This window comes from Nocardioides imazamoxiresistens (assembly GCF_032378595.1).
GTDB classification, from domain to species: Bacteria; Actinomycetota; Actinomycetes; order Propionibacteriales; family Nocardioidaceae; genus Nocardioides; species Nocardioides imazamoxiresistens.
In genome coordinates this window covers 158,448-182,579 of the sequence record NZ_JAVYII010000010.1, presented here as the reverse complement: position 1 = coordinate 182,579, position 24,132 = coordinate 158,448, and the positions used below count along the sequence as shown (strand labels likewise).

23 protein-coding genes and 1 tRNA gene are annotated in these 24,132 nt (G+C 73.5%); 12 read left to right on the top strand and 12 right to left on the bottom strand.

The genetic code is table 11. The annotated features are described in order from the left end of the window. Window positions 1–96 precede the first annotated feature (96 nt). A complete protein-coding gene (locus RDV89_RS19350) occupies window positions 97–648 on the top strand; it encodes a hypothetical protein (RefSeq protein ID WP_315735795.1) in 552 nt (183 codons plus the stop codon). Between the two features lie 66 nt (window positions 649–714). Here RDV89_RS19350 and RDV89_RS19345 read toward each other — a convergent pair. Further along, window positions 715–787: transfer RNA gene (locus RDV89_RS19345), tRNA-Asn, on the bottom strand. A gap of 72 nt (window positions 788–859) precedes the next feature. On the opposite strand from RDV89_RS19345, the gene RDV89_RS19340 reads away from it, so the two are divergent. After that, complete coding sequence (locus RDV89_RS19340) at window positions 860–1,633, top strand: PIG-L deacetylase family protein (RefSeq protein ID WP_315735793.1); 774 nt, start codon at window positions 860–862, stop codon at window positions 1,631–1,633. Window positions 1,634–1,650: 17 nt separating this feature from the next. On the opposite strand, the gene dnaG is transcribed toward RDV89_RS19340, so the two are convergent. The 6 genes from dnaG to RDV89_RS19310 form a co-directional block, all read right to left on the bottom strand. After that, window positions 1,651–3,540, bottom strand: a complete 1,890-nt coding sequence (gene dnaG / locus RDV89_RS19335; protein ID WP_315735791.1) for a DNA primase — start codon at window positions 3,538–3,540, stop codon at window positions 1,651–1,653. A gap of 11 nt (window positions 3,541–3,551) precedes the next feature. After that, on the bottom strand, window positions 3,552–4,892 hold the full coding sequence (locus RDV89_RS19330) for a deoxyguanosinetriphosphate triphosphohydrolase (RefSeq protein ID WP_315735789.1): 1,341 nt from the start codon (window positions 4,890–4,892) through the stop codon (window positions 3,552–3,554). 40 nt (window positions 4,893–4,932) lie between these two features. Continuing rightward, window positions 4,933–5,928, bottom strand: a complete 996-nt coding sequence (locus tag RDV89_RS19325; RefSeq protein WP_315735787.1) for a VldE C-terminal domain-containing protein — start codon at window positions 5,926–5,928, stop codon at window positions 4,933–4,935. Window positions 5,929–6,064: 136 nt separating this feature from the next. Continuing rightward, entirely contained in the window at window positions 6,065–7,216 is a 1,152-nt protein-coding gene (dusB, locus tag RDV89_RS19320) for a tRNA dihydrouridine synthase DusB (RefSeq protein WP_315735786.1), read from the bottom strand. Between the two features lie 45 nt (window positions 7,217–7,261). Beyond that, a complete protein-coding gene (locus RDV89_RS19315; RefSeq protein WP_315735784.1) occupies window positions 7,262–8,047 on the bottom strand; it encodes a hypothetical protein in 786 nt (261 codons plus the stop codon). Between the two features lie 46 nt (window positions 8,048–8,093). Beyond that, entirely contained in the window at window positions 8,094–9,491 is a 1,398-nt protein-coding gene (locus tag RDV89_RS19310) for a glycine--tRNA ligase (RefSeq protein WP_315735781.1), read from the bottom strand. A 191-nt stretch (window positions 9,492–9,682) separates the two neighbouring features. On the opposite strand from RDV89_RS19310, the gene RDV89_RS19305 reads away from it, so the two are divergent. The 4 genes from RDV89_RS19305 to RDV89_RS19290 are packed head-to-tail and all read left to right on the top strand — an operon-like array spanning window position 9,683 to window position 12,984. Further along, window positions 9,683–10,774 (top strand): metal ABC transporter substrate-binding protein, encoded by a 1,092-nt coding sequence (locus RDV89_RS19305; RefSeq protein WP_315735779.1) that lies wholly within the window; start codon window positions 9,683–9,685, stop codon window positions 10,772–10,774. Continuing rightward, window positions 10,771–11,712, top strand: coding sequence for a metal ABC transporter ATP-binding protein (locus tag RDV89_RS19300; RefSeq protein ID WP_315735777.1), 942 nt, complete (start codon window positions 10,771–10,773; stop codon window positions 11,710–11,712). The genes RDV89_RS19305 and RDV89_RS19300 overlap by 4 nt, the downstream gene beginning before the upstream one ends. Beyond that, window positions 11,709–12,542: a metal ABC transporter permease gene (locus RDV89_RS19295; protein ID WP_315735775.1), complete on the top strand. Its 834-nt coding sequence runs from the start codon at window positions 11,709–11,711 to the stop codon at window positions 12,540–12,542. Before RDV89_RS19300 ends, RDV89_RS19295 begins: the two co-directional genes overlap by 4 nt. A 10-nt stretch (window positions 12,543–12,552) precedes the next feature. Then, entirely contained in the window at window positions 12,553–12,984 is a 432-nt protein-coding gene (locus RDV89_RS19290; RefSeq protein WP_315735773.1) for a Fur family transcriptional regulator, read from the top strand. A gap of 6 nt (window positions 12,985–12,990) precedes the next feature. On the opposite strand, the gene RDV89_RS19285 is transcribed toward RDV89_RS19290, so the two are convergent. Beyond that, entirely contained in the window at window positions 12,991–13,764 is a 774-nt protein-coding gene (locus RDV89_RS19285) for an isoprenyl transferase (RefSeq protein WP_315735771.1), read from the bottom strand. Between the two features lie 37 nt (window positions 13,765–13,801). On the opposite strand from RDV89_RS19285, the gene RDV89_RS19280 reads away from it, so the two are divergent. Next, entirely contained in the window at window positions 13,802–14,272 is a 471-nt protein-coding gene (locus tag RDV89_RS19280; protein WP_315735769.1) for a MarR family winged helix-turn-helix transcriptional regulator, read from the top strand. Here the strand turns inward: RDV89_RS19280 and recO are convergent. Beyond that, window positions 14,238–15,035 carry a DNA repair protein RecO gene (gene recO, locus RDV89_RS19275; RefSeq protein ID WP_315735768.1) on the bottom strand — a complete coding sequence of 266 codons (798 nt, stop codon included), beginning with the start codon at window positions 15,033–15,035 and terminating at the stop codon, window positions 14,238–14,240. The genes RDV89_RS19280 and recO overlap by 35 nt on opposite strands. On the opposite strand from recO, the gene RDV89_RS19270 reads away from it, so the two are divergent. Both RDV89_RS19270 and RDV89_RS19265 read left to right on the top strand, forming a co-directional pair. Beyond that, a complete protein-coding gene (locus RDV89_RS19270; protein WP_315735767.1) occupies window positions 14,968–17,490 on the top strand; it encodes an ATP-binding protein in 2,523 nt (840 codons plus the stop codon). The genes recO and RDV89_RS19270 overlap by 68 nt on opposite strands. Then, on the top strand, window positions 17,487–18,242 hold the full coding sequence (locus tag RDV89_RS19265) for an ion transporter (protein ID WP_315735766.1): 756 nt from the start codon (window positions 17,487–17,489) through the stop codon (window positions 18,240–18,242). The genes RDV89_RS19270 and RDV89_RS19265 overlap by 4 nt, the downstream gene beginning before the upstream one ends. A 24-nt stretch (window positions 18,243–18,266) precedes the next feature. On the opposite strand, the gene leuA is transcribed toward RDV89_RS19265, so the two are convergent. Then, the gene (gene leuA, locus RDV89_RS19260; protein WP_315735765.1) at window positions 18,267–19,970 is read right to left on the bottom strand and encodes a 2-isopropylmalate synthase; all 1,704 of its coding nucleotides are present in this window, start codon (window positions 19,968–19,970) and stop codon (window positions 18,267–18,269) included. A gap of 180 nt (window positions 19,971–20,150) precedes the next feature. On the opposite strand from leuA, the gene RDV89_RS19255 reads away from it, so the two are divergent. The 3 genes from RDV89_RS19255 to RDV89_RS19245 are packed head-to-tail and all read left to right on the top strand — an operon-like array spanning window position 20,151 to window position 22,322. After that, window positions 20,151–20,633 (top strand): flavodoxin family protein, encoded by a 483-nt coding sequence (locus tag RDV89_RS19255; protein ID WP_315735764.1) that lies wholly within the window; start codon window positions 20,151–20,153, stop codon window positions 20,631–20,633. A gap of 31 nt (window positions 20,634–20,664) precedes the next feature. Next, window positions 20,665–21,492, top strand: a complete 828-nt coding sequence (locus RDV89_RS19250) for a septum formation family protein (protein ID WP_315735763.1) — start codon at window positions 20,665–20,667, stop codon at window positions 21,490–21,492. Beyond that, on the top strand, window positions 21,489–22,322 hold the full coding sequence (locus RDV89_RS19245; RefSeq protein WP_315735762.1) for a septum formation family protein: 834 nt from the start codon (window positions 21,489–21,491) through the stop codon (window positions 22,320–22,322). Before RDV89_RS19250 ends, RDV89_RS19245 begins: the two co-directional genes overlap by 4 nt. A gap of 16 nt (window positions 22,323–22,338) precedes the next feature. Here the strand turns inward: RDV89_RS19245 and era are convergent, their stop codons facing one another. Both era and RDV89_RS19235 read right to left on the bottom strand, forming a co-directional pair. Next, on the bottom strand, window positions 22,339–23,301 hold the full coding sequence (gene era, locus RDV89_RS19240) for a GTPase Era (protein ID WP_315735761.1): 963 nt from the start codon (window positions 23,299–23,301) through the stop codon (window positions 22,339–22,341). Beyond that, window positions 23,298–24,125, bottom strand: coding sequence for a siderophore-interacting protein (locus RDV89_RS19235; RefSeq protein ID WP_315735760.1), 828 nt, complete (start codon window positions 24,123–24,125; stop codon window positions 23,298–23,300). The genes era and RDV89_RS19235 overlap by 4 nt, the downstream gene beginning before the upstream one ends. Between the last annotated feature and the right edge of the window lie 7 nt (window positions 24,126–24,132).

Genomic DNA, 24,132 nt, shown 5'->3' with positions numbered 1-24,132 from the left:
GCCGAGGTCGCCGACCAGCTCCTCGCCAAGATCGACGAGATCGCCGAGATCTTCTGGGAGACCAAGAAGGCCTGAGGGCCGCGGAGCCCACGGACGATGAACTACGACAACCCCCTGGCGGCCCTCTTCCCGGGGGCCGCCGGTCGCACGGTGGCCGAGCTGGCCCGGCGCCACCGCGAGGGCGCGAGCGACGTCGCCATCAGCGAGGTCGCCGCATCGGCGGCGGTCGTCCCCGACCAGCTGCGGCGCGTCCTCACCCGGCTCGCGCTGCTGGGTCTGGTCGACTTCCCCGGCGCAGAGAGGGTACGCATCGAGCGCGAGCACCTCGCGTGGCCGGCCCTGGCCGCGCTCGACGGCCTCTCGGCGGCCGGCGGGCCGCTGGACGCCCTCGTGGCGGCGGCAGCCGGGTCCGTCGGCGCCCGTCGGGTCGTGCTCGACGGCCCCGTCCCCGGCGGCACGGCGGCCGTCTACTCCGACGCCACCGAGCTCGCGCTCGTCGGCGCGGGGCCCCTGACGAAGAGCGCGCGGCAGGGCGTCGCTGCGGCGGTGTCCCGGGCCACGGGCAACGCCTGCATCGTGACGACCGCCGACGCCGAGCCGGCCGGCGTACCGTCCTCGGCGCGGGTGCTGGAGGTCGACGTGCCCTGAGACCGTCCCCGCCCGACGAAGGGCCTGACCCGCGGAATCCATCTCCGCAGGTCAGGCCCTTATCTGCTCCCCCAATTGGACTCGAACCAATAACCTGCCGATTAACAGTCGGCTGCTCTGCCAATTGAGCTATGGGGGACCGCTCACAACAGCCCGCACAGGCTAGCAAGGTCGCTCGTGCGGTGCGAATCCTGGTGCCATGCTGACGGGCATGACCGCCGACTCCCCCGCCACCCCCTCCGACGCCGCCCCCGCGCCGCTCGGGACCCTCCGCGAGGACTGGCAGCGCGCCGTCGCGATCGTCGCCCACCCCGACGACCTGGAGTTCGGCGCCGCGGCCGCGATCGCCCGCTGGACCGGGCAGGGCAAGGAGGTGGCCTACGTGATGGTCACCAGCGGCGAGGCCGGCATCGACGGCCTGCACCCCGACCGCTGCCGCGAGGTGCGCGAGCAGGAGCAGGTCGAGTCCGCGCGCGTGGTCGGCGTCCACGACGTCGAGTTCCTGCGGCAGCCGGACGGGATCGTGGAGTACGGCGTTCCCCTGCGCCGCATCCTCGCCGAGGTCCTGCGGCGCCGGCGCCCCGAGATCGTCGTCACCGGCAACTTCCGCGAGACGTGGGGCGGGCGCACCTTCAACCAGGCCGACCACGTCGCCGTCGGACGCGCGGTGGTGGACGCGGTGGGCGACGCGGGCAACCGGTGGATCTTCTCCGAGCAGCTCGTCGAGGGGCTCGAGCCGTGGGGCGGCGTGGGCGAGGTCTGGGCGGCGGGCTCCCCCGACGCCACCCACGCGGTCGACACGACGGCCACGTTCGACGCGGGCGTCGCCTCGTTGGCCGCGCACCGGGCGTACATCGACGGTCTCGGCTGGCAGGACTTCGACCCCGACGAGTTCCTCGCGGGCGCCGCGCGCCAGGCCGGCGCCCGGATCGGGACCCGGTACGCCGCCACGTTCGAGGTCGTGCCGATGACCTGGGGCGAGTGAGTCGGCCCGTCGACGGCTCAGCCGACGGCGCGCTCGCGCAGCGTGCGCCGCTGCTGCTCGAGGGCGACGAGGTCGCCGAACATCCGGTTGTACTCGGTGGCGTCCGTGACCGGGTTGGTGCGCTGCAGCTTCGACTTCAGGTCCGCGATCCGTCGCTGCACGGTCAGCTCCTGCAGGCCGTAGACGTGCTGCGCCACGTACTCCTGCGTCGGCGCCGCGCCCGCCATCAACGGCTCGACGGCGAGCTCGCCGAGCGCCCGCGCCACCTCCGCGTCCTGCGTGCGGGCCCGCAGCCGGGCGGTCCAGCCGGCGTCGGTGTGCGCGGCCGCCGGTCCCCCGGCGCCGTCGACGACCGCCCAGACGCCGCGGTAGGTCGGGTGCCGGAAGTCGTCCTCGCCGACGTCGCCGATGAGGCTCCCGACCGCCTCGGGGTGCTGCACGACGAGCTTGAGGGTCTCGCGCTCCAGCACGAAGCGCCGGTCGCGCAGGTCGGGCACCTTGCTCCGCTCCGGGGCGGCGGGCGCCTGCGCGGCCTCCGGGGTACGCCGGTCCTGGCGCCCCGAGGTCGCCGGCCCGCGCGCCACGGCGCGGCGCACCTCGGCGCGCGCCTCCTCGACGTCGACCCCGATCATCTGCGCCAGCTCGCGACTGAACGCCTCGACCTTCGACCGGTCGCGGATGCTCGAGACCAGCTTGGCCGCCTCGCGCAGCGCGTCGACGCGCCCGTCGGCGCGGTCGAGGTCGAAGCGGCCCACGACGTTGGTCAGCACGAAGCGGTAGAGCGGCTCGCGGCGCGCGATCAGCTCGCGGACGGCCTCGTCACCCTGCGCCATCCGCAGGTCGCACGGGTCCATGCCGCTCGGTTCGACCGCCACGTAGGTCTGCGACGCGAAGTTCTGGTCGCCCGCGAAGGCCCGCAGCGCCGCCTTCTGACCGGCGGCGTCGCCGTCGAAGGTGAACACGACCTCGCCGCGGAACTCGTCGTGGTCGTGCAGGAAGCGGCGCAGCACGCGTGCGTGGTCGTCGCCGAACGCGGTGCCGCAGGTAGCGACCGCCGTCGTGATGCCGGCGAGGTGGCAGGCCATCACGTCGGTGTAGCCCTCGACGATCACCGCCTGCGACGAGCGACCGATCTCCCTGCGTGCGAGGTCGATGCCGTAGAGCACCTGGCTCTTCTTGTAGAGCGCCGTCTCAGGGGTGTTGAGGTACTTGGCCTCGATCTTGTCGTCGTCGAACAGGCGCCGCGCGCCGAAGCCGATCACTCCGCCGGAGGTGTCACGGATCGGCCACAGCAGGCGGCCGCGGAAGCGGTCGTACGCCGAGCGACCCATCGCCACGGAGCCCGTCGCCACGGCCTCGTCGGTGGTGAACCCGCGCCCGTGCAGGTGGCGCAGCAGCTCCTCGCCGCCGCGGGGCGCGAACCCGATCCCGAAGTGGAGCGCGCTGGCCTGGTCGAAACCGCGCTCGGCGAGGAACCGGCGTCCGACGACCGCGTCCGGCGTCCCGAGCTGCTCGGCGAAGAACTCCTGGGCGACGCGGTTGGCCTCCAGCAGCCGGCTGCGCTGCGGGCCGCGCTGCGACGGCTCGGGGCGCCCGCCGCCCTCCTCGCGCTGCAGCACGACGCCGAACCGGTCGGCCAGCCGCTCGACGGCCTCGACGAACTCGAGCCCGTCGTGGCGCTGCAGGAACCAGATGACGTCGCCGCCCTCGCCGCACCCGAAGCAGTGGCAGAACTGGCGGGCGGGCGTGACGTGGAACGACGGCGACTTCTCGTCGTGGAAGGGGCACAGGCCCTTCATGGACCCGCCACCGGCGTTGCGGAGCATCACGTAGTCGGCGACGACCTCGTCGATGCGGGCGGCGTCACGGACGTCCGCGATGCTGGAGTCCTTGATCCTGCCCGCCACGTCGGCCGAGTCTACGCACCCGGCACGGCGCGCGGGACGCGGCTGCACAGCCGCTCCCACAGGGCGTACGCGCTGGCGTCGGTCAGCGAGGCCACCTGGTCCACCACGACCCGCAGCCGGGCGGCGTCGTCGCCGGCCGCTGACCAGTCCTCGGCGAAGGACGGGTCGAGCCCGTCGGGCCCGCGGCGGGTGAGCTCCGCGACCAGCTCGGCCAGCAGCTGGCGCTGTCGCTCCATCAGCGCGATCCGGTCGTCGGCGCGCATCACGAGGTGCGCGGCGACGCCCTTGAGCACCGTGATCTCGAGGGCGGTGCGCGCGGGAACCACCAGGTCGCCGTGGTGCCGGACGGGCACCTCGTCGCCGAGCGCGCCGAGCGTCGCCCCCTGCACCGCTCCGCAGAAGCGGCCGACGAGGTCGCTCGTCAGGTTCTTCAGCGCGGCCAGCGAGCGCCGGGTGCCGTCGTACGGCGCGCTGGGCCACGAACCGACCGACCGCAGCCCCGCCAGCACGTCGGCGAGCTCGTCGTCGCTCGCCTCGGGGGCGTACCACTCCCGCACCGTCGTCCACAGCGCCGGCAGGTGGGCGTCGAGGTCGGTGAGGTCGATCCGGCCCGCGACGACGCCGTCCTCGACGTCGTGCACGGAGTACGCCACGTCGTCGGCGAGGTCCATCACCTGCGCCTCGACGCAGCGCCGCTCCCCCGCCACCGGCTCGCGGAACCAGTCGAAGGCGGGCACGTCGTCCTCGTAGACGCCGAACTTCACCACGAGACGCGGCGAGCCGTCGCCGTGCACGCCCCGCGGGGCCGGGGCGTCGGCGCGGCGCCAGGGGTACTTGGTGCAGGCGTCGAGCGTGGCCCGCGTCAGGTTGAGCCCGACCGAGGCCCCGTCGGCGTCGAACGTCTTGGCCTCGAGGCGGGTCAGCAGCCGCAGCGTCTGCGCGTTGCCCTCGAAGCCGCCGCACGCCTGGGCGGCCTCGGCCAGCACCGTCTCCCCGTTGTGACCGAACGGCGGGTGCCCCAGGTCGTGCGCGAGGGCCGCCGTCTCGGCGATGTCGGGGTGGCAGCCGAGCGCCCGGGCGAGGTCGCGCGCGACCTGCGCCACCTCGAGGCTGTGGGTGAGCCGGTTGCGGACGAAGTCGTCCGACTGCGGTCCCATCACCTGCGTCTTGGCCGCCAGCCGGCGGGTGGACGCCGCGTGCACGACGCGGGCGCGGTCCCGCTCGAACGGCGAGCGCTGCGGGGCCACGACCCGCTTCGGCGGCTCGACCACCCGGCGGGCCCGGTCGACGTCGGTGTAGGCCCCCGCGACGTGCGCGTCGGCCAGCGGTGCGGGGTCGCGGGGCTCGGTCATCGCGGGCGAGCCTACGGCGCCCGGTCCGGACGCCGTCGCGTCAGTAGACGCTGACGTGCACGTGGTCGTAGTGGTTGGCCGTGTCGGAGCCGCGGTTCTCCATCGGGCGCCAGCCCTCGGACGAGCGGTCCACCGACCAGATCTTCTGCTCGTAGATCACGTAGTTGACGTCCCACTCGGTGTAGTTCGCGCGGATGAACTCCGCGATCTCCCACCCGCGCGCGCCGCGCACCATGATGTCGAGCGCCAGGCCGCGACCGTGGTCGCCGTCGGTGCGCGTGCCGCCGTAGTTCGTGATCTCCGGGAAGGCGGCGCACACGGCGCCGTGCAGCGCGGTGATGTTGGCCGTCACGCCCGACGGGGCGGAGCTCGTCGTGCACTCGCCCCCGAGGGTCGCGGCCGCGGAGGGCTCCTCGTCCTCGAGGTAGCCGGCCGTCACCCAGCGCGACTGCTCCTCCCAGACGATCTCCTCGCGTCCGCCGGCCGCGCGGCCGGTGACGAGCACCTCGGTGCCCTCCTCCAGCAGTCCGACGACCTCGGCGTCCGCCTCGGAGGTCGTGTGGAGGTCGAGGTCGGTGCCGGCCCAGCGGCTGGTGTCGGCGGCGGCGACGGCAGCGGCGGTCTCCGCCTGGGCCGCCTGGGCCGCCTGCTCGGCCTGCTGCTGGGCGAGCGCGCGCTGCTGCGCGGCGGCCTCGGCCTGCTGCTGGGCGAGCGCCGTGGACTCGGTGCTCCAGGCCGCCCACGCCTCGTCGGCGGCCGCGGCGTCGGCGCGGTCGTCGGAGCGGGAGGTGCCCGCCTCCGCGCGCTCGCTCAGCAGCGCGTCGAGGTCGAGGGACGCGACCGCGCTCACGTCGGTGGGCGGGCCGTCGGCGCCAGGGGTGGCCACGACGGTGCCGACCCCGACGACACCGACGGTGGCCGCCACGGCCAGCGGGGCCGCGACGCGGACGCGCACGGGGGCGTTCCGCAGAGCGGTCGGGACGAGACGGGCGAGACGGGCGAGACGGTTGCCCCGCTGGTGGCTGGGTTCGGCCACTGCGCTGATTCCTTCGGTTGCCGACAGGGGTCGTGGCCCGGCAGGTCGTGCCGGACCGCCGACGAGTGAAGCACACATCGCGCGGCGGCGGCCAACCCCAGGACCGCATGGCGAGCCGCGTCACACGCGCCGCGCGTCAGCCGCCGGAGGTCTCCGCGGCGTCCTCCGCCAGGCACAGGTCGCGACCGTCGGTGTCGTCCAGCCAGCCCTCGGGCAGCACGACCCGCTCGCGGGGCGAGCCCTGGCGGCCGCGCGGCGCACCCAGCTCGGAGACCGGGTAGGGCGCCATGTGGTCGAGGTCGGCCAGCAGCGCGTCGAGCTCGTCCAGGGTCGAGACCATCGCCAGCGCGCGCCGCAGCTCGCCGCCGACGGGGAAGCCCTTGAGGTACCACGACACGTGCTTGCGGTACTCCTTGCAGCCGCGCTCGGGGCCCATGAGCGCGACCAGCAGCTCCGCGTGGCGCCGCATCATCGTCGCGACCTCCCCGAGCGTCGGCAGCGTCTGCAAGGTCTCGCCGCGGAACACGGCGGCGAGGTCGCGGAACAGCCACGGCCGCCCCAGGCACCCGCGCCCGACCACGACGCCCGCGGCCCCGGTCTGCTCGACCAGCCGCACCGCGTCCGCGGCCTCCCAGATGTCACCGTTGCCCAGCACCGGCAGGTCGACCGCCGCCACGAGCTCCGCGATGGCGTCCCAGTCGGCGACGCCGGAGTACGCCTGCGCCACGGTGCGCCCGTGCAGCGCGATCGCCGCGCACCCGGCGTCCTGGGCGATCCGTCCGGCGTCGAGGTAGGTCAGGCGCTGGTCGTCGAGGCCCTTGCGCGTCTTCATCGTGACCGGCACGCCGTACGGCTCCGCGGCGCGCACCGCCTGCGTGAGGATCTCGCCGAGCAGACCGCGCTTCCACGGCAGCGCGCCGCCGCCGCCCTTGCGGGTCACCTTCGGCACGGGGCAGCCGAAGTTCAGGTCGACGTGCGCGACCCCGAACTCGTCGCACAGGATCCGGGTGGCCTCCGCGACGTAGCGCGGGTCGGTGCCGTACAGCTGCACAGAGCGGGTGGTCTCGAGCTCGTCGAAGACCAGCATCCGCCGGGTGGCCTCGTCGCCCTCGACCAGTCCGCGCGACGTGATCATCTCGCAGACGTAGAGCCCGGCACCCTGCTCGGCGCAGAGCCGGCGGTACGCCGCGTTCGTGATGCCCGCCATCGGCGCCAGCACGACCGGCACGTCGACCGTCAGCGCGCCGAGGCGCAGCGGTCCGGGCAGCACGGAGGTCGTCGAGGTCACCGGGTCATTCTGCCGCGACCGGTGCGCGCGGCCGGAATCGTGAGGTCAGGGCGTACCGGGCGTACCGGTGGCCGTGACGCTCGGGGCCTCCGTCGGCGTCCCGGAGGGCGTGCCGGTGGGAGTCTCGGTCGGCGTCCCGGTCGGGTCGGTGGTGGGCGTGGCCACCGGCAGCCGCGGGTCCCACCGGATGGCCTCGAAGCCGTCGAACGGCAGGAAGGTGAGCGCCTCGAGCTCCTGGGCGCCCTCGGAGAGGTAGACCTGACAGGTGGTCGTGGTGTCGTCCGGCTCGAACGGGCTCGGCAGCGGGACGCTCGCGCAGGCGGGGAACTCGGCGCCGAACCGCGCCGCGGGGACGAGGACGCCGTCCTGGCGCTCGAGGTAGAGCGGGACGGACTGCCGGCCGAGGTCGCCCTCGCCGACGTTCGTGAGGGTCACGGTCACGAAGTAGGGCGCGGCCTGCGCCGCGGTGCCGCCGACCAGCCAGCCGTCGAACGCGTCGACGGAGGCCGGCTGGACGCCCTCGACCCGCACCTCCACGACCCCGACGACGTCCACGTTCGGCTGCCACGCGACCGTCGCGGTCTCGCCGAGCGCGAGGACGCTGCCGGGGTCGGTCAGCGTGACGCCGTCGGGCGCCTCGAGGTAGTCCGCCCGGGTGACCGACGTCGTCGCGGATCCCGCCGCCTCCCCGTCGGAGCCATCCGGCGCGTCGTCCGAGCCCGTCACCAGCACCGCGACGAGGGTCCCGACCAGCACCAGGACGCCGAGGGCGGCCAGGGCGGCGACGAGGACGCGCGGCGAGGGGCGGCGTGCGGGCGTCGTCGGCGACATGGGCGCCATTGTGCACGCCGCGTCGCCGACGACGCCCCGTTCCGCCTCAGGCGCCGACGAGGCGCTCGGCGAAGTAGCCGATGATCCCGTCGAGGCTCACGCGCTCCTGGTTCATCGTGTCGCGCTCGCGCACCGTGACGGCGTTGTCGTCCGGGGTGTCGAAGTCGACCGTGACGCAGTAGGGCGTACCGATCTCGTCCTGGCGGCGGTAGCGGCGACCGATCGCACCGGCGTCGTCGAACTCGACGTTCCAGTTGTTGCGCAGGTCGGCGGCCAGCGCCTTGGCCTTCGGCGACAGGTCCGCGTTGCGGCTCAGCGGCAGCACGGCGACCTTGACGGGCGCCAGGCGCGGGTCGAGGCGCAGCACGGTGCGCTTGTCCACGCCGCCCTTGGTGTTGGGCGCCTCGTCCTCGGTGTAGGCGTCGACGAGGAAGGTCATCAGGCTGCGCGAGAGGCCGGCGGCCGGCTCGATGACGTACGGCGTGTAGCGCTCGCCCGCAGCCTGGTCGAAGTACGACAGGTCCTGGCCCGAGGCCTCGGCGTGCGTCGAGAGGTCGAAGTCCGTCCGGTTCGCGACGCCCTCGAGCTCGCCCCACTCCGAGCCGGCGAAGCCGAAGCGGTACTCGATGTCGACCGTGCGCTTCGAGTAGTGGGAGAGCTTCTCCTTGGCGTGCTCGTAGTGGCGCAGGTTGTCCGGGTCGATGCCGAGGTCGGTGTACCAGCGCGTGCGCTCGTCGATCCAGTACTGGTGCCACTCCTCGTCCTCGCCCGGCTTGACGAAGAACTCCATCTCCATCTGCTCGAACTCGCGGGTGCGGAAGATGAAGTTGCCCGGCGTGATCTCGTTGCGGAAGCTCTTGCCGATCTGGGCGATGCCGAAGGGCGGCTTCTTGCGGCTCGAGGTCACCACGTTGGCGAAGTTGAGGAAGATGCCCTGCGCGGTCTCGGGGCGCAGGTAGTGCAGGCCCGACTCGTCCTCGACGACGCCCAGGTAGGTCTTGAGCAGGCCGGAGAACTGGCGCGGCTCGGTCCACGCGCCGCGGGTGCCGCAGTTCGAGCAGGCGATCTCGGCCAGCGGCACGGCGTCGGGGTCGTCGATCCCCTTCTTCTCCGCGTACGCCTCCTGCAGGTGGTCGGCGCGGAAGCGCTTGTGGCACGACTGGCACTCGGTCAGCGGGTCGCTGAACGTCGCGACGTGGCCCGAGGCCTCCCAGGTCTGACGCGGGAGGATCACGCTGGAGTCGAGACCGACGACGTCCTCGCGGGCCTGGACCATCGCCTTCCACCACTGACGCTTGATGTTGTCCTTGAGCTCCACGCCCAGCGGCCCGTAGTCCCAGGCCGAGCGGGTGCCGCCGTAGATCTCGCCGCAGGGGTAGACGAACCCCCGGCGCTTGGCGAGCGAGACGACGTGGTCGACGGTGGTTGCGGGCGGCTTGGCCACGAGAGGAGCTCCTGGGTCTGACGAGGTCGACGGCTGGCTGCCGGCGATGACCGAGCAAGGCTAGCGACCACGGTGCCCGGTCCCGGGCCCGGGCCGCCACCCCTTTCCGATCGTGGCGACGGCCCGCCGCGCCGGCACGGCGGTGGCACGGCGAATTGACTTTCATTCTCACTGTTCTGAGAATCGCTCTCATGTCCCGCGCATCCGCTCGCTCGTACGCCCGCCTGCCCCTGGCCGCCGCTGCGGCCCTCGTGCTCCCCCTCTCCCTCGCGGGCTGCGGCGCGCTCGGGGTCGGCGGGGACGACACGGCGGCCGACGGCGCGGAGAACGTGGTCGCCGCGTTCTACCCCCTGCAGTACGCCACCCAGCGCGTGGTCGGCGACGACGTCGAGGTCAGCAACCTCGTCAGCCCCGGCGGCGAGCCCCACGACCTCGAGCTCACGCCGGAGCAGACCGGCCGCGTCGCCGACGCCGACCTCGTCGTCTACCTCCACGACTTCCAGCCCTCCGTGGACGCCGCGGTCGAGCAGTCCGGCGGTGACCGCGGTCTCGACCTGACCGAGTTCGTCGACCTGCAGCCGTACGGCGAGGAGGGCCACGAGGGGCACGACCACTCCGAGGACGAGCACACCGAGGAGGGCCACGACCACTCCGAGGACGAGCACGCCGAGGAGGGCCACGACCACTCCGAGGACGAGCACACCGAGGAGAGTCACGACCACTCCGAGGACGACCACTCCGAGGACGACCACGGCCACGACCACAGCGGCGACGACCTGCACTTCTGGCTCGACCCGCTGCGCCTGGCCGACGCGGGCGACGCCATCGCCGAGCGCCTGGCGGAGCTCGACCCGGACAACGCGGAGACCTACGAGTCGAACGCGGCCGAGCTGCGCACCGACCTCGAGGCAGTGGACGCCGAGTTCACCGAGGGCCTCGCGTCCTGCGCCCGCTCCACGGTCGTCGTCAACCACGACGCGTTCGGCTACCTGTCGCGCTACGGCCTCGAGTTCTCCTCGCTGACCGGCATCACGCCCGACGCCGAGCCGACCCCGGCCGTGCGCGCCCAGCTGGAGGACCTCGTCGCCGACGAGGGCATCACGACGGTCTTCGCCGAGTCGCTGGTCAGCCCCGAGGACGCCCGGTCCTTCGCCGAGACCACCGGCGTGGAGGTCGCGACGCTGGACCCGATCGAGGGTCTGACCGACCAGACCGCGGACGAGGACTACCTTTCCCTCATGCGTGCGAACCTGACCGCCCTCCAGGGGGCGAACGGCTGTTGAGCGTCGTCGAGGTCGACGCGGTCACGGTGTCCCTGGACGGTCGTCCGATCGTCTGGGACGCCGACCTCGCCGTCGAGCCCGGTGAGTTCGTCGTCCTGATGGGCGCGAACGGCTCCGGGAAGTCCACCCTGGTCCGTGCGATGACCGGCATCCTGCCGGTCTCCGCGGGCCAGGTCCGCGTCCTGGGCACGCCCGTCGAGCGGCTGCGCGAGCGGCACCGGATCGGGTACGTGCCGCAGCGCGGCGGCGCCTCCACCGGCGTGCCCGCCTCGGTCGGCGAGGTCGTGGCCTCGGGCCGCGTCTCGCGGCGCCGGCTCCTGCGCCCCACGGGCGCGGCCGACCGCCGTGCCGTGGCCGAGGCGCTGGAGGTCGTCGGTCTCGCCGACCGCGCCCGCGAGCGCGTCACGTCCCTGTCCGGCGGGCAGCAGCAGCGCGTGCTCATCGCCCGCGCGCTGGCCGCCGAGCCGGAGGTGCTGTTCCTCGACGAGCCGACGGCCGGGGTCGACCTGCCCAACCAGCAGGCCCTCGCCGACACCCTGGAGCGTCTGTCCGCCACGGGCGCGACCATCGTGCTCGTCGCCCACGAGCTGGGTACCCTGGCCGGCCTCATCGACCGCTGCGTCGTCCTGCGCGACGGCCGGATCGTCTACGACGGGCTCCCCCTGTCGGAGGTCGAGGTCCACGGCACCCCGGGCGTACCCCTGCAGGTCGGCGACCACCGCGACCACCCGGCCCAGCACCCCGGCCCCCATGCCGGCCCCCACGCCGGAGCGCACGACGCGCAGCACCACGACCAGCACCACCCGCACGACCACCACGACCACGTCGACCGGCCCCACGAGCCCGGTCCGCACGACTGCGGGCCCGGGCACTCCGACTCCGCGCCCGACATCAGCGGTCCCTTCGACCGCTCGCACCACGAGCGGGGGTCCGCATGATCGACCTGCTGGGCTACGAGTTCATGCAGCGTGCGCTGGTCGCCGCGCTGTTCACCGGTCTCGCCGCACCCGTGATCGGCACCTACCTGGTGCAGCGCCGGCTCTCCCTGATGGGCGACGGCATCGGCCACATCGCGGTGACCGGTGTCGCCATCGGCCTGCTCACCGGCTTCTCCCCCACGTGGACCGCGGTGCTGGTGGCCGCCGCGGGCGCCGTGCTGCTCGAGGTGATCCGCGAGCGCGGGCACACCTCGGGCGACCTGGCCCTGGCGCTGCTGTTCTACGGCGGTCTCGCGGCCGGCGTCCTCATCACGGGCCTCGCCGGCCAGTCCGGCGCCCGGCTGCAGCAGTACCTGTTCGGCTCGCTGACGACGATCTCGATCGCCGACGCCTGGTTCACCATCGCGCTCGCGCTGGTGGTCGTCGCGCTGGGCCTCGGCCTCCTCCCGCAGCTGTTCGCGATCGCCCAGGACCGCGACTTCGCGGTGGTCGCCGGCCTCAACGTGCGGGCGTACAACATGCTCGTCGCCGTGCTGGCCGCCGTGACGGTGACCATCGCGATGCGCACCGTCGGGCTGCTGCTCGTCTCGGCGCTGATGGTCGTGCCGGTCGCCGCCAGCCAGCAGGTCGCACGGTCGTTCCGGACCACGTTGCTCCTGGCGATGGCGGTCGGCACGACGGCCGGGGTCGGCGGACTGCTGATCTCGGCCGAGCTCTCGTTCCACGCCACCGTGGCCCCAGGGCCGACGATCGTGCTGCTCGCGCTGGCCATCTTCGTGCTCGCCTGGCCCCTCGGGGCGTGGCTTCGCCGCCGCGAGGTGAGGGCGTAGGTTCTGCCCCATGACGAGCCAGCCCTCCCCCGGACGCACCGACGCGCCCGACGTGCCCGGCACGCGGCCGACCCGCCAGCGCAGGGCGGTCGGCGAGGTGCTGGCGACGTTCGACGACTTCCGCTCGGCGCAGGAGATCCACACCCTGCTCGGCCAGCGCGGCGAGTCCGTCGGCCTGGCGACCGTCTACCGCACCCTGCAGCTGCTCGCCGACGCCGGCGAGGTCGACGTGCTGCGCAACGAGGACGGCGAGGCGATCTACCGCCGCTGCTCCGCGACGCACCACCACCACCTGGTCTGCCGCTCCTGCGGCGCCACCGTGGAGGTGGAGGGGCCGGCCGTCGAGCGGTGGACCTCCGCCATCGCGGGCGAGCACGGCTTCGTCGACATCAGCCACACCCTCGAGATCTTCGGCACCTGCCCGGCCTGCGCCCGCGGCTGAGGTCCCTCAGGCGCTCCCGAAGCGGCGCGTGCGCCCGGCGTACGTCTCGATGGCCTCCCACAGGTGCCGGCGGTCCACGTCGGGCCACAGCGTGTCCGTGAAGACCATCTCGGCGTAGGCGGCCTGCCAGAGCATGAAGTTGCTCAGGCGCTGCTCCCCCGAGCTGCGCCACACCAGGTCGGCGTCGGCCAGGTCGGGCACGTAGAGGTGGCGGGCCAGCACCTTCTCGTCGACCTTGTCGGCGCGCAGCCGTCCGGCCGCGACCTCCTGCGCGATCGACCGGGCCGCGTCGGCGAGCTCGGCGCGCCCGCCGTAGTTCACGCACATCGTCAGCGTCAGCACGTCGTTGTCGCGGGTCAGCTCCTCGGCGACCTGCAGCTCCTTGATCACCGAGCGCCACAGCCGGGGCGCCCGGCCGGCCCAGCGCACGCGCACGCCGAGCTCGTGCATCTCGTCGCGGCGGCGCCGGATCACGTCGCGGTTGAAGCCCATCAGGAACTTGACCTCGTCGGCCGAGCGGGACCAGTTCTCGGTGGAGAAGGCGTACGCCGAGATCGCCTTCACGCCGATCTCGATCGCGCCCTCGACCACGTCGAACAGCGACGACTCGCCCGCCTCGTGGCCCGCCGTGCGCGGGAGCCCGCGCTGCTGGGCCCACCGACCGTTGCCGTCCATGACGACCGCGACGTGGCGCGGCACCAGGTCGGCGGGCACGGCCGGCGGTCGTGCGCCGGACGGGTGCGGACGGGGCGCGCGGACGGGTCGGGGCGTCGGGCTCACGGGGCGACAGCCTAGACTTCGCGGTCCAGGAGGTGACGTGGCACCAGAGACGGGGACGGTCGCGGGCGACGCGGGCGTGAACAGGCGGATCGAGCAGCAGCTCTTCGCCCTGTTCCGACGCACCAACTCGATCCACGTGCACACGTCGTCGGGCGACCACGAGCTGGAGCGCTCGACGTACGGCATACTCTGCCTGCTCGACGACCTCGGCCCGCAGCGCCTCGGCGCGATCGCGGCCGCCTACCACCTCGACCCCTCGACGGTGACCCGTCAGGCGCAGGCGGTCGTGCGGCTGGGCCTCGCGGAGAAGCAGCCGGACCCCGCGGACGGCCGCGCGTCGCTGCTGGCGCTGACCCCCGAGGGCGAGGTCGCCATCAAGGGTGCGCGGGCCCACCGGCGCCAACGCCTGGACCGCGTGATGGCCGAGTGGTCCGAGCCGGAGCGCGAGGAGTTCGCGCGCTCGCTCGAGCGGTTCAACAGCGCTCTGGGTCGTCTGGCCGAGGACTGACCCGCGCGGTGGCCGCACGCGGCCGGGAGCGGTCGACGTAGGGCAGGGAGCGCAGGTCGCGCTCCAGGTGCCAGTGCAGGTACGACGCGACGAGCCCGCTGCCCTCCCGCTCGGTGCGCGGCTCGCTCGTCGTGATCTGCTCGACCTCGGGCCAGTCGCCCGCGAGCAGCGCGGCGAGCAGGCGCAGGGTCGAGTACGCCGGGGTCGCGCATCCGGGCACCCGGCAGGTCACGCACAGCACCCCGCCGGCGGCGTTGCTGAAGTAGCGGTGCGGGCCCTCGATGCCGCAGCCGGCGCAGTACAGGAAGCTGGGGGCGTACCCCGCCACGGCCAGCGAGCGCAGCAGGTAGGAGTCGAGGACGTGACCGGGCGCGCGCTCGCCGCCGGTCATCGCCCGCAGACCGCCCACGAGCAGCAGGAACTGCTGCACGGCCGGCTCCTTCTCCTCCGTCACCAGCCGCTCGGCCGTCTCCAGCATCACCGTCCCGGCGGTGTAGCGGTCGTAGTCGAGACCGACGCCCGCCGCGAAGGGCGCAAGCGTGTCGGCCTGGGTGATCGTGTCGAGGTTGCGGCCCTCGGCGAGCTGCAGGTCCACGTGGGTGAACGGCTCGAGGCGCGAGCCCCAGCGCGACTTCGTGCGCCGCACGCCGCGTGCGACCGCCCTCACCCGGCCGTGCTGCCGGGTGAGGAGGGTGATGATGCGGTCGGCCTCGCCCAGCTTGTGGGTGCGCAGCACGACCGCCTCGTCGCGGTACAGGGGCATTGCACCATTCTGCGGGGAGTCCATAGGAGACGTTGCAGGACACGCAGCCCTTCGTCGGAACAATGGCGTGGTGCGCTCGGGCCATCCGTCTTCCTCCGTCGCCGGTGCCCTCGCACTGGTCGCCGTGCTCGCGACCAGCCTCGCGGCTCTCGCGTTCACACCCGACCGGTCCGGAGGGGTCGCCGCGTGGTGGCCCGCCGCCGGCATCGCGGCCGCGACGCTGTGCCTGGCGCCCCGCCGCCACCTCGTCCCCCTCGCGCTCGGCCTGGTCGCCGTCACCGGGGCGGCCAACCTCCTGGGCGGCCGCGACCCCGCCGTCGCGCTCGCCTTCGGGCTCGCCAACACGGCCGAGGCCGCCGTGGTCGCGCTGGTGGTGCGCTCCGGGGTCCCGGGACGGCCGGGCCTGCGCTCCCAGGCCGACGTCGCGCGCTACGTCGTGGGCTGCGCCGTCGGAGCCGTCGTGATCGCGCTCGGGGTGGCGACCACGCTCGCGGCCTTCGACCTGGGCCCGGTGCTCACGACCGCCGTGGACGTCGCGGCGTCGCACGCCGCGGCCACCCTGTGCATCGTGCCGTCCGCGCTGGCCTGGTCCGGCTGGGCGTCGTGGCGGGGCCGCGACACCGCGCTGCAGGTCCTCGCGCTGGCCGTCCTGGTCAGCGGCTCGCTCTACCTCGGGCTGCCGATCCTGTCGGCCTTCCTGGTCGTCCCCCTGCTGGTGTGGGCGGCCTACCGGGGCGAGCCCGCCGTGCTGAGCGCGGAGCTGACCGTGCTCACCGGTGCCGCGACGGTCGCGACCGCGGCCGGGATCGGGCCGTTCCCGCTCATCGCGTCCGTGGTGCCCGGCATCAACTCCGTCGCCCTCGTGCAGCTCTTCCTCGTCAGTGCGGTGCTGATGACCGTGCCGCTGGCCGTGGCGCTCGCGGAGCAGCGTCGTCTCGCGTCGCGGGTGGCCCGCAGCGAGGCCCTGTTCCGCAGCACCTTCAGCGACTCCCACGTCGGCAAGGCGCTGGTCGACCGCGCCGGGGACGACCTCGTCGTCCGGGCGGTGAACCCGGCCGGCGTGACGCTGCTCGGCGCGACCCACGCGAACGAGGTCGTGGGTCGGTCGCTGGCGCAGCTCGTCGAGTTCGACGTCGCGCCGCACGAGCGGGACGCGACGCTCGACGCCGGGCGCGCCTGGCGCTCGCACGCCGGGGTGCCGGGCCATCCGGAGGCGTGGCTGCGCACCACGCTGTCGCCGCTGCCGTCGGCCCCCGACGACGGTGACGGCATCCACGCGATCACGGTGGAGTTCGTCGACGTCGGCGGCGAGCAGCGCGTCCGCCGCGACCTCGACGCCGAGCGGCAGGCCAGCCGCACGCTCGTCGACGCGGTCCCCTGCCTGGTCCTGGTCACCGACCTCGACGGCACCGTCCTGCGGGTCAACCGGGCCGTCCTCGACCTCGGGTGGGAGCGCGAGCACCTCCTGGGCGAGCCGGTGTGGGCCCACCTGGTGCCGCCGGCCGACCGCCTCTCGACGGCGGCCCTGTGGCACCGGCTCGACGAACGTCCCGAGCTGGTGCCCGTCGAGGGCCTCGTGCAGACGCCGGGCGGCGCCACGACCCCGGTGCTGTGGCAGGCCTCCTACGTCGAGGACACCGACGGCAGCGCGGTGGCCATCGTGCTCAGCGGGGTCGACGTGAGCGCGCAGCAGGAGGCGCACCTGCGCACCGAGGCCGCCCTGTCCACCGAGCGGCAGGCCGTCGAGCGCCTGCGGCAGCTGGACCAGGCCAAGCACGACTTCATCTCCACCGCGAGCCACGAGCTGCGCACGCCCGTGACCACGATCGTGGGCTACGCCGACATGCTCGCCGACGGCACGCTCGGCTCCCCCGACCCCGCGCACGCCCGGATCCTCGACGCGATCCGACGCAACGGCGAGCGGCTCAAGGAGCTGACCAACCACCTGCTCGTGCTCTCCCAGCTCGACAGCGCGGACCTGGCCGCCGTGGCCGACGAGGTCGACCTCGGCTCGATCGCCCGGGAGGCCGTGGACGCACTCGAGCTGAAGGCCGCGGACCGGGGCGTGCACCTGCAGGCCTCCTGCCCCTCGGGCGTACGCCTGTCCGGTGACGGCGTGCTGCTGGACCGGCTCGTGACCAACCTGGTCTCGAACGCGGTGAAGTTCTCCCGCTCCGGCGACGGCGTCGACGTGCGCGTGCGCACCGACGGCGTCGACGCCGTGCTCGTCGTGCACGACGAGGGCATGGGGATCCCGGTCGCGGAGCACGACCAGGTGTTCACGCGCTTCTACCGCTCCTCGACCGCCCAGCAGCAGGCCATCCAGGGCACCGGCCTGGGACTGTCCATCGTCGCCGCGATCGCGGAGCGGCACGGCGGCCGCGTCACGTTCACGTCGCGACCCGACGCCGGGAGCACGTTCGAGGTGCGGCTGCCGCTACGGTCTGGGGCGTGACGACCCCGACGCCCGACCTCCGCGTCTACCCCACGAAGCCGCCGGTCCGCGTCGTCGAGTGGTCGATGCTGGCGCTCGCGGTCGTCTCCGTGGTGCTGCTGACGTGGGTGACGTTCTGGGACGTCGACGACCGCGTCGAGACCTGGGTGATCCGCGCCGACTACGCGATCTGCGCGATCTTCGCGATCGAGTTCGCCGTGCGGTGGCGCCGCGACCGCGGGACGTGGACGTACCCGTTCCGCTACTGGTACGAGGTGATCGGGATGATCCCGCTCTCGGACCCCGCCTTCCGCGCTTTCCGGCTGCTGCGGGTCGTCGTGATCGTGGCGCGCCTGGGCCGGGCCGCCGACCGCGCCTTCGGCGACCGGGTGACCGCGGCGATCATCAACCACTTCATGGACGCGATCGTGCGCGTCATCAAGCGCCCCGTGACGATCGCCGTGGTCGACGAGGTCATCGCGGTGCTGAAGACCGGCCACTACACGCAGAACATCGCCCGCGCGCTCGGCGAGAACGAGGCCGAGCTCAAGGGCATGATCCTGCAGAAGGTGAAGCAGGACCCCGTGACGAGCCGGCTGCGCTACGTCCCGTTCCACGACGAGATCGTCGAGCTCGTCGCCGACACGACGTTCCGCATCGTCTTCGAGGTGCTCGCGGACCCCCGCACCGACGAGATGGTCACCGACATCCTCGAGGAGAACACCGACCAGATCCGCGAGGCCGTGCGCTCGCGCGCCCACGAGGGCGAGTGAGCGCACGGCTCCGCGGACGGGCTCTCAGGCGCGGTTGACCGCCGAGACGATCGCCTTCATCGAGGCCCGCACGATGTTGGGGTCGATCCCGACGCCCCACAGCACCTTCTCGCCCACGGCGCACTCGACGTAGGCCGCGGCCTGCGCGTCGCCGCCGGACGAGAGGGCGTGCTCGGCGTAGTCCAGGACGCGCACGTCGTAGCCGAGGCCGTTGACGGCGTCCACGAACGCCGCGACCGGGCCGTTGCCCGAGCCGCTCAGCGTGCGCTGCTCGCCGTCGACGTACACGTCCACCGTGAGCTCGTCGTGCTGCCCCGCGGTCGAGGTCGAGTGCACCGAGTTGAGGCGCAGGGGCGCGTCCTTGGTCAGGTACTCCCCCGAGAACACCTCCCAGATCTGCTCCGGGGTGACCTCACCGCCCTGCGCGTCCGTGCGGTCCTGGATGACGCGGCTGAACTCGATCTGCGCACGTCGCGGCAGGTCGAGCTTGTGCTCGGACTTCAGCAGGTACGCCACGCCGCCCTTGCCCGACTGGCTGTTCACGCGGATCACGGCCTCGTAGCTGCGGCCGACGTCCTTCGGGTCGATCGGCAGGTACGGCGCCTCCCACGGCATCTCGCCCACGGGGACCCCGGCCTCGGCGGCACGCCGGTCCAGGTCCTCCAGGCCCTTCTTGATGGCGTCCTGGTGGGAGCCGGAGAAGGCCGTGTAGACCAGGTCGCCCGCGTAGGGGTGGCGCGGGTGCACGGGCAGCTGCGTGCAGTACTCGACCGTGCGGCGGACCTCGTCGATGTCGGAGAAGTCGATCATCGGGTCGATGCCCTGGCTGAACAGGTTCATGCCGAGGGTCACCAGGTCCACGTTGCCGGTGCGCTCGCCGTGGCCGAAGAGGCAGCCCTCGACCCGGTCCGCGCCGGCCATCAGGGCCAGCTCGGTCGCCGCGACGGCGGTGCCGCGGTCGTTGTGCGGGTGCAGGCTGATCGCGCTGTGCTCGCGGCGCGAGAGCCGGCGGGAGAAGTACTCGATCTGGTCGGCGTAGGTGTTGGGCGTCGACATCTCGACGGTCGCCGGCAGGTTGAGGATGATCTCGCGCCCGGCCTCCGGCTGCCACACGTCCGAGACGCGCTCGCAGATCTCGACCGCGAAGTCGGTGTGGGTCTGCGTGAAGATCTCCGGGCTGTACTGGTAGCCGAAGTCCGTGCCCTCCAGCAGCTGCTCGGCGTGCTTGACGACCCACTCGGTGCCGCGCGTCGCGATCGCGATGCACTCGGCCTCGGTGACACCGAAGACGACGCGCTGGAACAGCGGCGCGGTCGCGTTGTAGAGGTGCACGTTGGCGCGGTCGGCGCCGACCAGGGAGGCGACGGTGCGCTCGATCAGGTCCTCGCGGGCCTGGGTCAGCACGGAGATCCGCACGTCGTCCGGGATCTTGTCGCCCTCGATCAGCTGGCGGACGAAGTCGAAGTCGGTCTGGCTCGCGGCCGGGAACCCGACCTCGATCTCCTTGTAGCCCATCTTCACGAGCAGCTCGAACATCGTCATCTTGCGCGACGGGCTCATCGGGTCGATCAGCGCCTGGTTGCCGTCGCGCAGGTCGGTCGAGAGCCAGCGCGGCGCGGCGGTGATCTTCCGGTCCGGCCACCTGCGGTCGGGCACGGTGACGGGCTCGAAGGCGCGGTAGCGGTGGACGGGCATGCCGCTGGGCTGCTGGGCAGGGGTGGTGGTCATCGGTTCCTCGCTGGGGGCGTCGTGTCCGTGTGGCGGCCGGGCGCAGCACGATCTCCGCAGCGAGGGGGTCCGGCGTCCCGAGCCTCCCGGTGGGAGTGGGTCAGACCTCGCTGCGGCAGCGAAGGAGGAGCTGGCGCATCATGACGGCGGCCATCCTACACGCGCCTCTAGGCTCGTCGGATGACCGTCCTAATCGTCGTCCACCACTCCCCGACCGGGTCCGTGCGCGCCCTGACCGACGCGGTCCTCGCCGGCGCCGGCGACGACGCCCTGGAGGGCGTCGAGGTCCGTGCGGTCGCGGCGCTCGAGGCGCGGGCCGCCGACGTGCTCGCCGCGGACGGGATCGTGCTCGGCACCAGCGCGAACTTCGGCTACATGAGCGGGGCGCTCAAGCACTTCTTCGACTCGACCTTCCTCGAGATCGGCGGCGCCCTGGACGCGGACGGCTCGGGCGCCGCGTCGGGCGGCTCCCTGCCCTTCGGGCTCTACGTGCACGGCCGCTACGACACCGAGGGCGCCGTCCGGTCCGTCCTCGGCGTCGCGGGCGCGCTGCCCTGGCGGCAGGGCGCCGAGGTGCTGTCGGTCCTCGGCGAGGTCACGGACGCGGACCGCGACGCGGCCTACGAGCTGGGCGGTACGATCGCGGCGCTGGCCGCGCAGTGAGGCCGGCCCGATCCGTCGAGCCCGTCGAGAGGTGAGCAGCCAGGTGCGTACGACCCACCCCCGGGCCGTCGCCCTCCTCGGCGTCCTCCTCCTGACGGTCCTCACCGCGTGCTCCGGGGACGGCGAGCAGGGCTCGAACACCGACCCCGACCAGGTGGACGCCGTCGAGGTGCCCCAGCTCGGCGCCTGCCGCGAGCTCACCCCCGAGGACGTCGCGCGGACCGCGAACGCGACGCGCACCGTCGACTGCTCCGAGCCGCACACCGCGGAGACGTACAAGGTGGGCACGCTGCCCGAGGAGCTGCACGAGGCGGAGTACGACTCCCGCTCGCTGGGCGCGTGGGCGTACCGCACCTGCACCGAGGCGTTCGCGCAGTTCCTGGGGGCCGACCAGTCGACCGTGATGCGCGCCCGCGTCAGCTGGGCGTGGTTCCGACCGTCGGAGAAGGCCTGGGACGAGGGTGCCCGGTGGTACCGCTGCGACATCGTCGGCGGCGGCGAGCAGTCGACGGAGTACGTGGAGCTGCCCGAGACCGCGCAGGGCCTGCTCACCGGCCTGCCGCCCGAGGACCGCTGGATGACCTGCGTGGACGGCGACACCGTCGACACGGGCGCGAAGGTGGCCTGCGACCAGCCGCACACGTGGCGCGCGGTCACCACCGTCCAGGTCGGCACCGCCGACGACGAGTACCCGGGCGACGACGTCGTGCAGGTCCGCAGCCGCGACTTCTGCTCCGAGTCCGTCAGCGCCTGGCTGGGCTACCCCCTCGACTTCGACTACGGCTTCACCTGGTTCGGCCAGGGGCAGTGGGACGCCGGCAACCGGCGCACGATCTGCTGGGCGAAGACCGAGCAGTGAGGCCGACCGCCCGGGTACGCCACGCTGCCGCGGCCGCGGCGGCCGTCCTCCTGCTCGCGTCCGCCTGCAGCAGCGGCGACGACGACACCGTGGAGCCGAGCCCCACCAGCGAGCCGACCGCGCCGCCCACGGCCAGCGCCGCGGAGCGCCCGCCGGCGGACGCCTGCTACGAGCTCACGATCGACGAGGCCCTGGCCCCCACCTCCTCGTCCGCCCCGGTGGACTGCGCGGACGGCGCCGGGAGCGTCACGTCCGTGACCTACGAGGTCGGCGCCCTGTCCACGTGGGTGGACGGGCACCTGCTGGCGGTCGACTCCGCCCAGGTCCAGGGCGCGCTGGCCTCGACCTGCCGCCGCAACCTCGCGGCGTACCTCGGCACCGACCAGACGACGCTGCGCCTCAGTGTCGTGACGCCGATCTGGTTCTCCCCCACGGTGGAGGAGTCGGACGCGGGCGCGGACTGGTACCGCTGCGACGCGACCGCCGTGATCGACAGCGAGCGGCTGGGCGCGCTGCCCGTCCCCCTCGAGGGCGCGTTCGCCGACGGCGCGGGGGCGCTGGCCCTGTGCGGAACGGCCGAGCCCGGCGCCGAGGACTTCCGCCGGATCGCGTGCGGGCTCGACCACGCGTGGCGCGCGGTCGAGGTCGTCGACGTCGGCGACGCCTACCCGGGCGAGGAGGCCGCCCAGGCCGCCGGCCAGGACCAGTGCCAGCAGGCCGGCCGGGAGGTGGCCGAGGACGCGCTGGACTACCAGTGGGGCTACGAGTGGCCGACCGCGGAGCAGTGGGCGGCCGGCCAGACGTACGGCCTCTGCTGGGTGCCCGCCTGACCCGCGCCCCGACGCGTCAGAAGCCGAGCCGGCGCAGCTGGCGCGGGTCGCGCTGCCAGTCCTTGGCGACCTTCACGCGCAGCGACAGGTGCACCGGGGTGCCGAGCATGGCGGCGATCTGGACGCGCGCCGTGCTGCCGATCTCCTTGAGCCGCGAGCCCTTGTGGCCGATCACGATCCCCTTCTGCGAGTCGCGCTCGACGAACACGGTGGCGTGCACGTCCAGCAGCGGCTTGTCCTCGGGGCGGTCCGGGCGCAGGCCCATCTCCTCGACGACGACGGCGATCGAGTGCGGCAGCTCGTCGCGCACGCCCTCGAGCGCGGCCTCGCGCACGAGGTCGGCGACGATCGCCTCCTCCGGGGTGTCGGACAGCTCGCCCTCGGGGTAGAGCGGCGGACCCTCCGGCAGCTGCGCCACGAGCAGGTCGGCCAGCAGGTCGACCTGGCTGCCGGCGGTCGCCGAGACCGGCACGATCTCGGCCCACTCGGTGTCGGTCTCCCGGCCCAGCTCGGCGATGGCGAGCAGGTGCTCGGCCAGCTGCTCCGGGGTCGCCAGGTCGGTCTTGGTCGCGACCGCGACCTTGGTCGTGCGGCGCACCTTGCCGAGCTCGCCGACGATGAAGCGGTCGCCGGGACCGATCTTCTCGTTCGCCGGGAAGCACACGGCCACCACGTCGACCTCGGCCCACGTCGTCGTCACGAGGTCGTTGAGCCGCTCGCCCAGCAGGGTCCGCGGGCGGTGCAGGCCCGGGGTGTCGACCAGCACCAGCTGGGCGTCGTCGCGGTGCACGATGCCGCGCACCACGGTGCGGGTCGTCTGCGGCTTCGAGCTGGTGATCGCGACCTTCCGGCCGACCAGCGCGTTCGTCAGCGTGGACTTGCCGGCGTTGGGGCGCCCGACGAACGACGCGAACCCGGAGCGGTGGCCCTCGGCGCGGTCCCCGAACGTCGGCGGGGCGGGGGGCGGCAGGTCGCTCATCGGTTCTCCTCGTGCTCCCGGGCGGCGTCGTAGTCCGCCCAGATCTGGTCGTCGGTCTTGCCCGCGGCCTTCCCGGCCGCGTAGATCGGCGCCGGGTCGACAGCGCGCGGCTGGCGCCGCTGCCCGCCCCCGCGCCAGTAGCCCATCACGTCGTAGGCCGTGCTCGGCAGCCCGACGACGCGCATCAGGTGCTTGCGGATCGCGCGCATCTGCGCCGACTCCCCCGCCATCCAGAAGTAGCCCTCACCCTCCGGCCACGCGATCTGCTCGACCACCTCGCCGAGCCGGCTCTCACCCTCGCCGGGCGGCGCCGACCAGGTGACGTCGACGTCGCGGGGCAGGTAGGACGCGAGCAGCGCCGGGTCGTCGGGCACCTCGGCCCACACGCGCACCGGCAACGCCGGACGCGCCGTGCGTACCTCCTCGAGCGTGCGGGCGATGGCGGGCAGCGCCGTGAGGTCGCCCACCAGCAGCAGCCACGCGGCGTCGTCGGGCAGGCTCAGCGAGCCCTTGGGCTCGGTGACGGTCACGGTCTCGCCGACGCAGTCGCGCAGCGCCCACTCGGTGACCAGCCCGACCTCGTGCACCACGACGTCGAGCACCAGCTCGGCGTCCGCGCCGTCGCGCGGCGGCGTCCAGGAGCGCACGGTGTAGTAGCGGCTCTGGAACTGCCCGGGCACCACGAGGCCGACCCACTCGTCGCTGGTCCCCGTGCTGCGGAACTCCGCGAGACCGGGGCCGGCGAGCACCAGCCGCACCAGGTGCGGCGTCAGCTCGGTGCGCGACACGACGGTCGCGGCGTACTGCTGGGCCCGGGTGCTCACCGGCGAA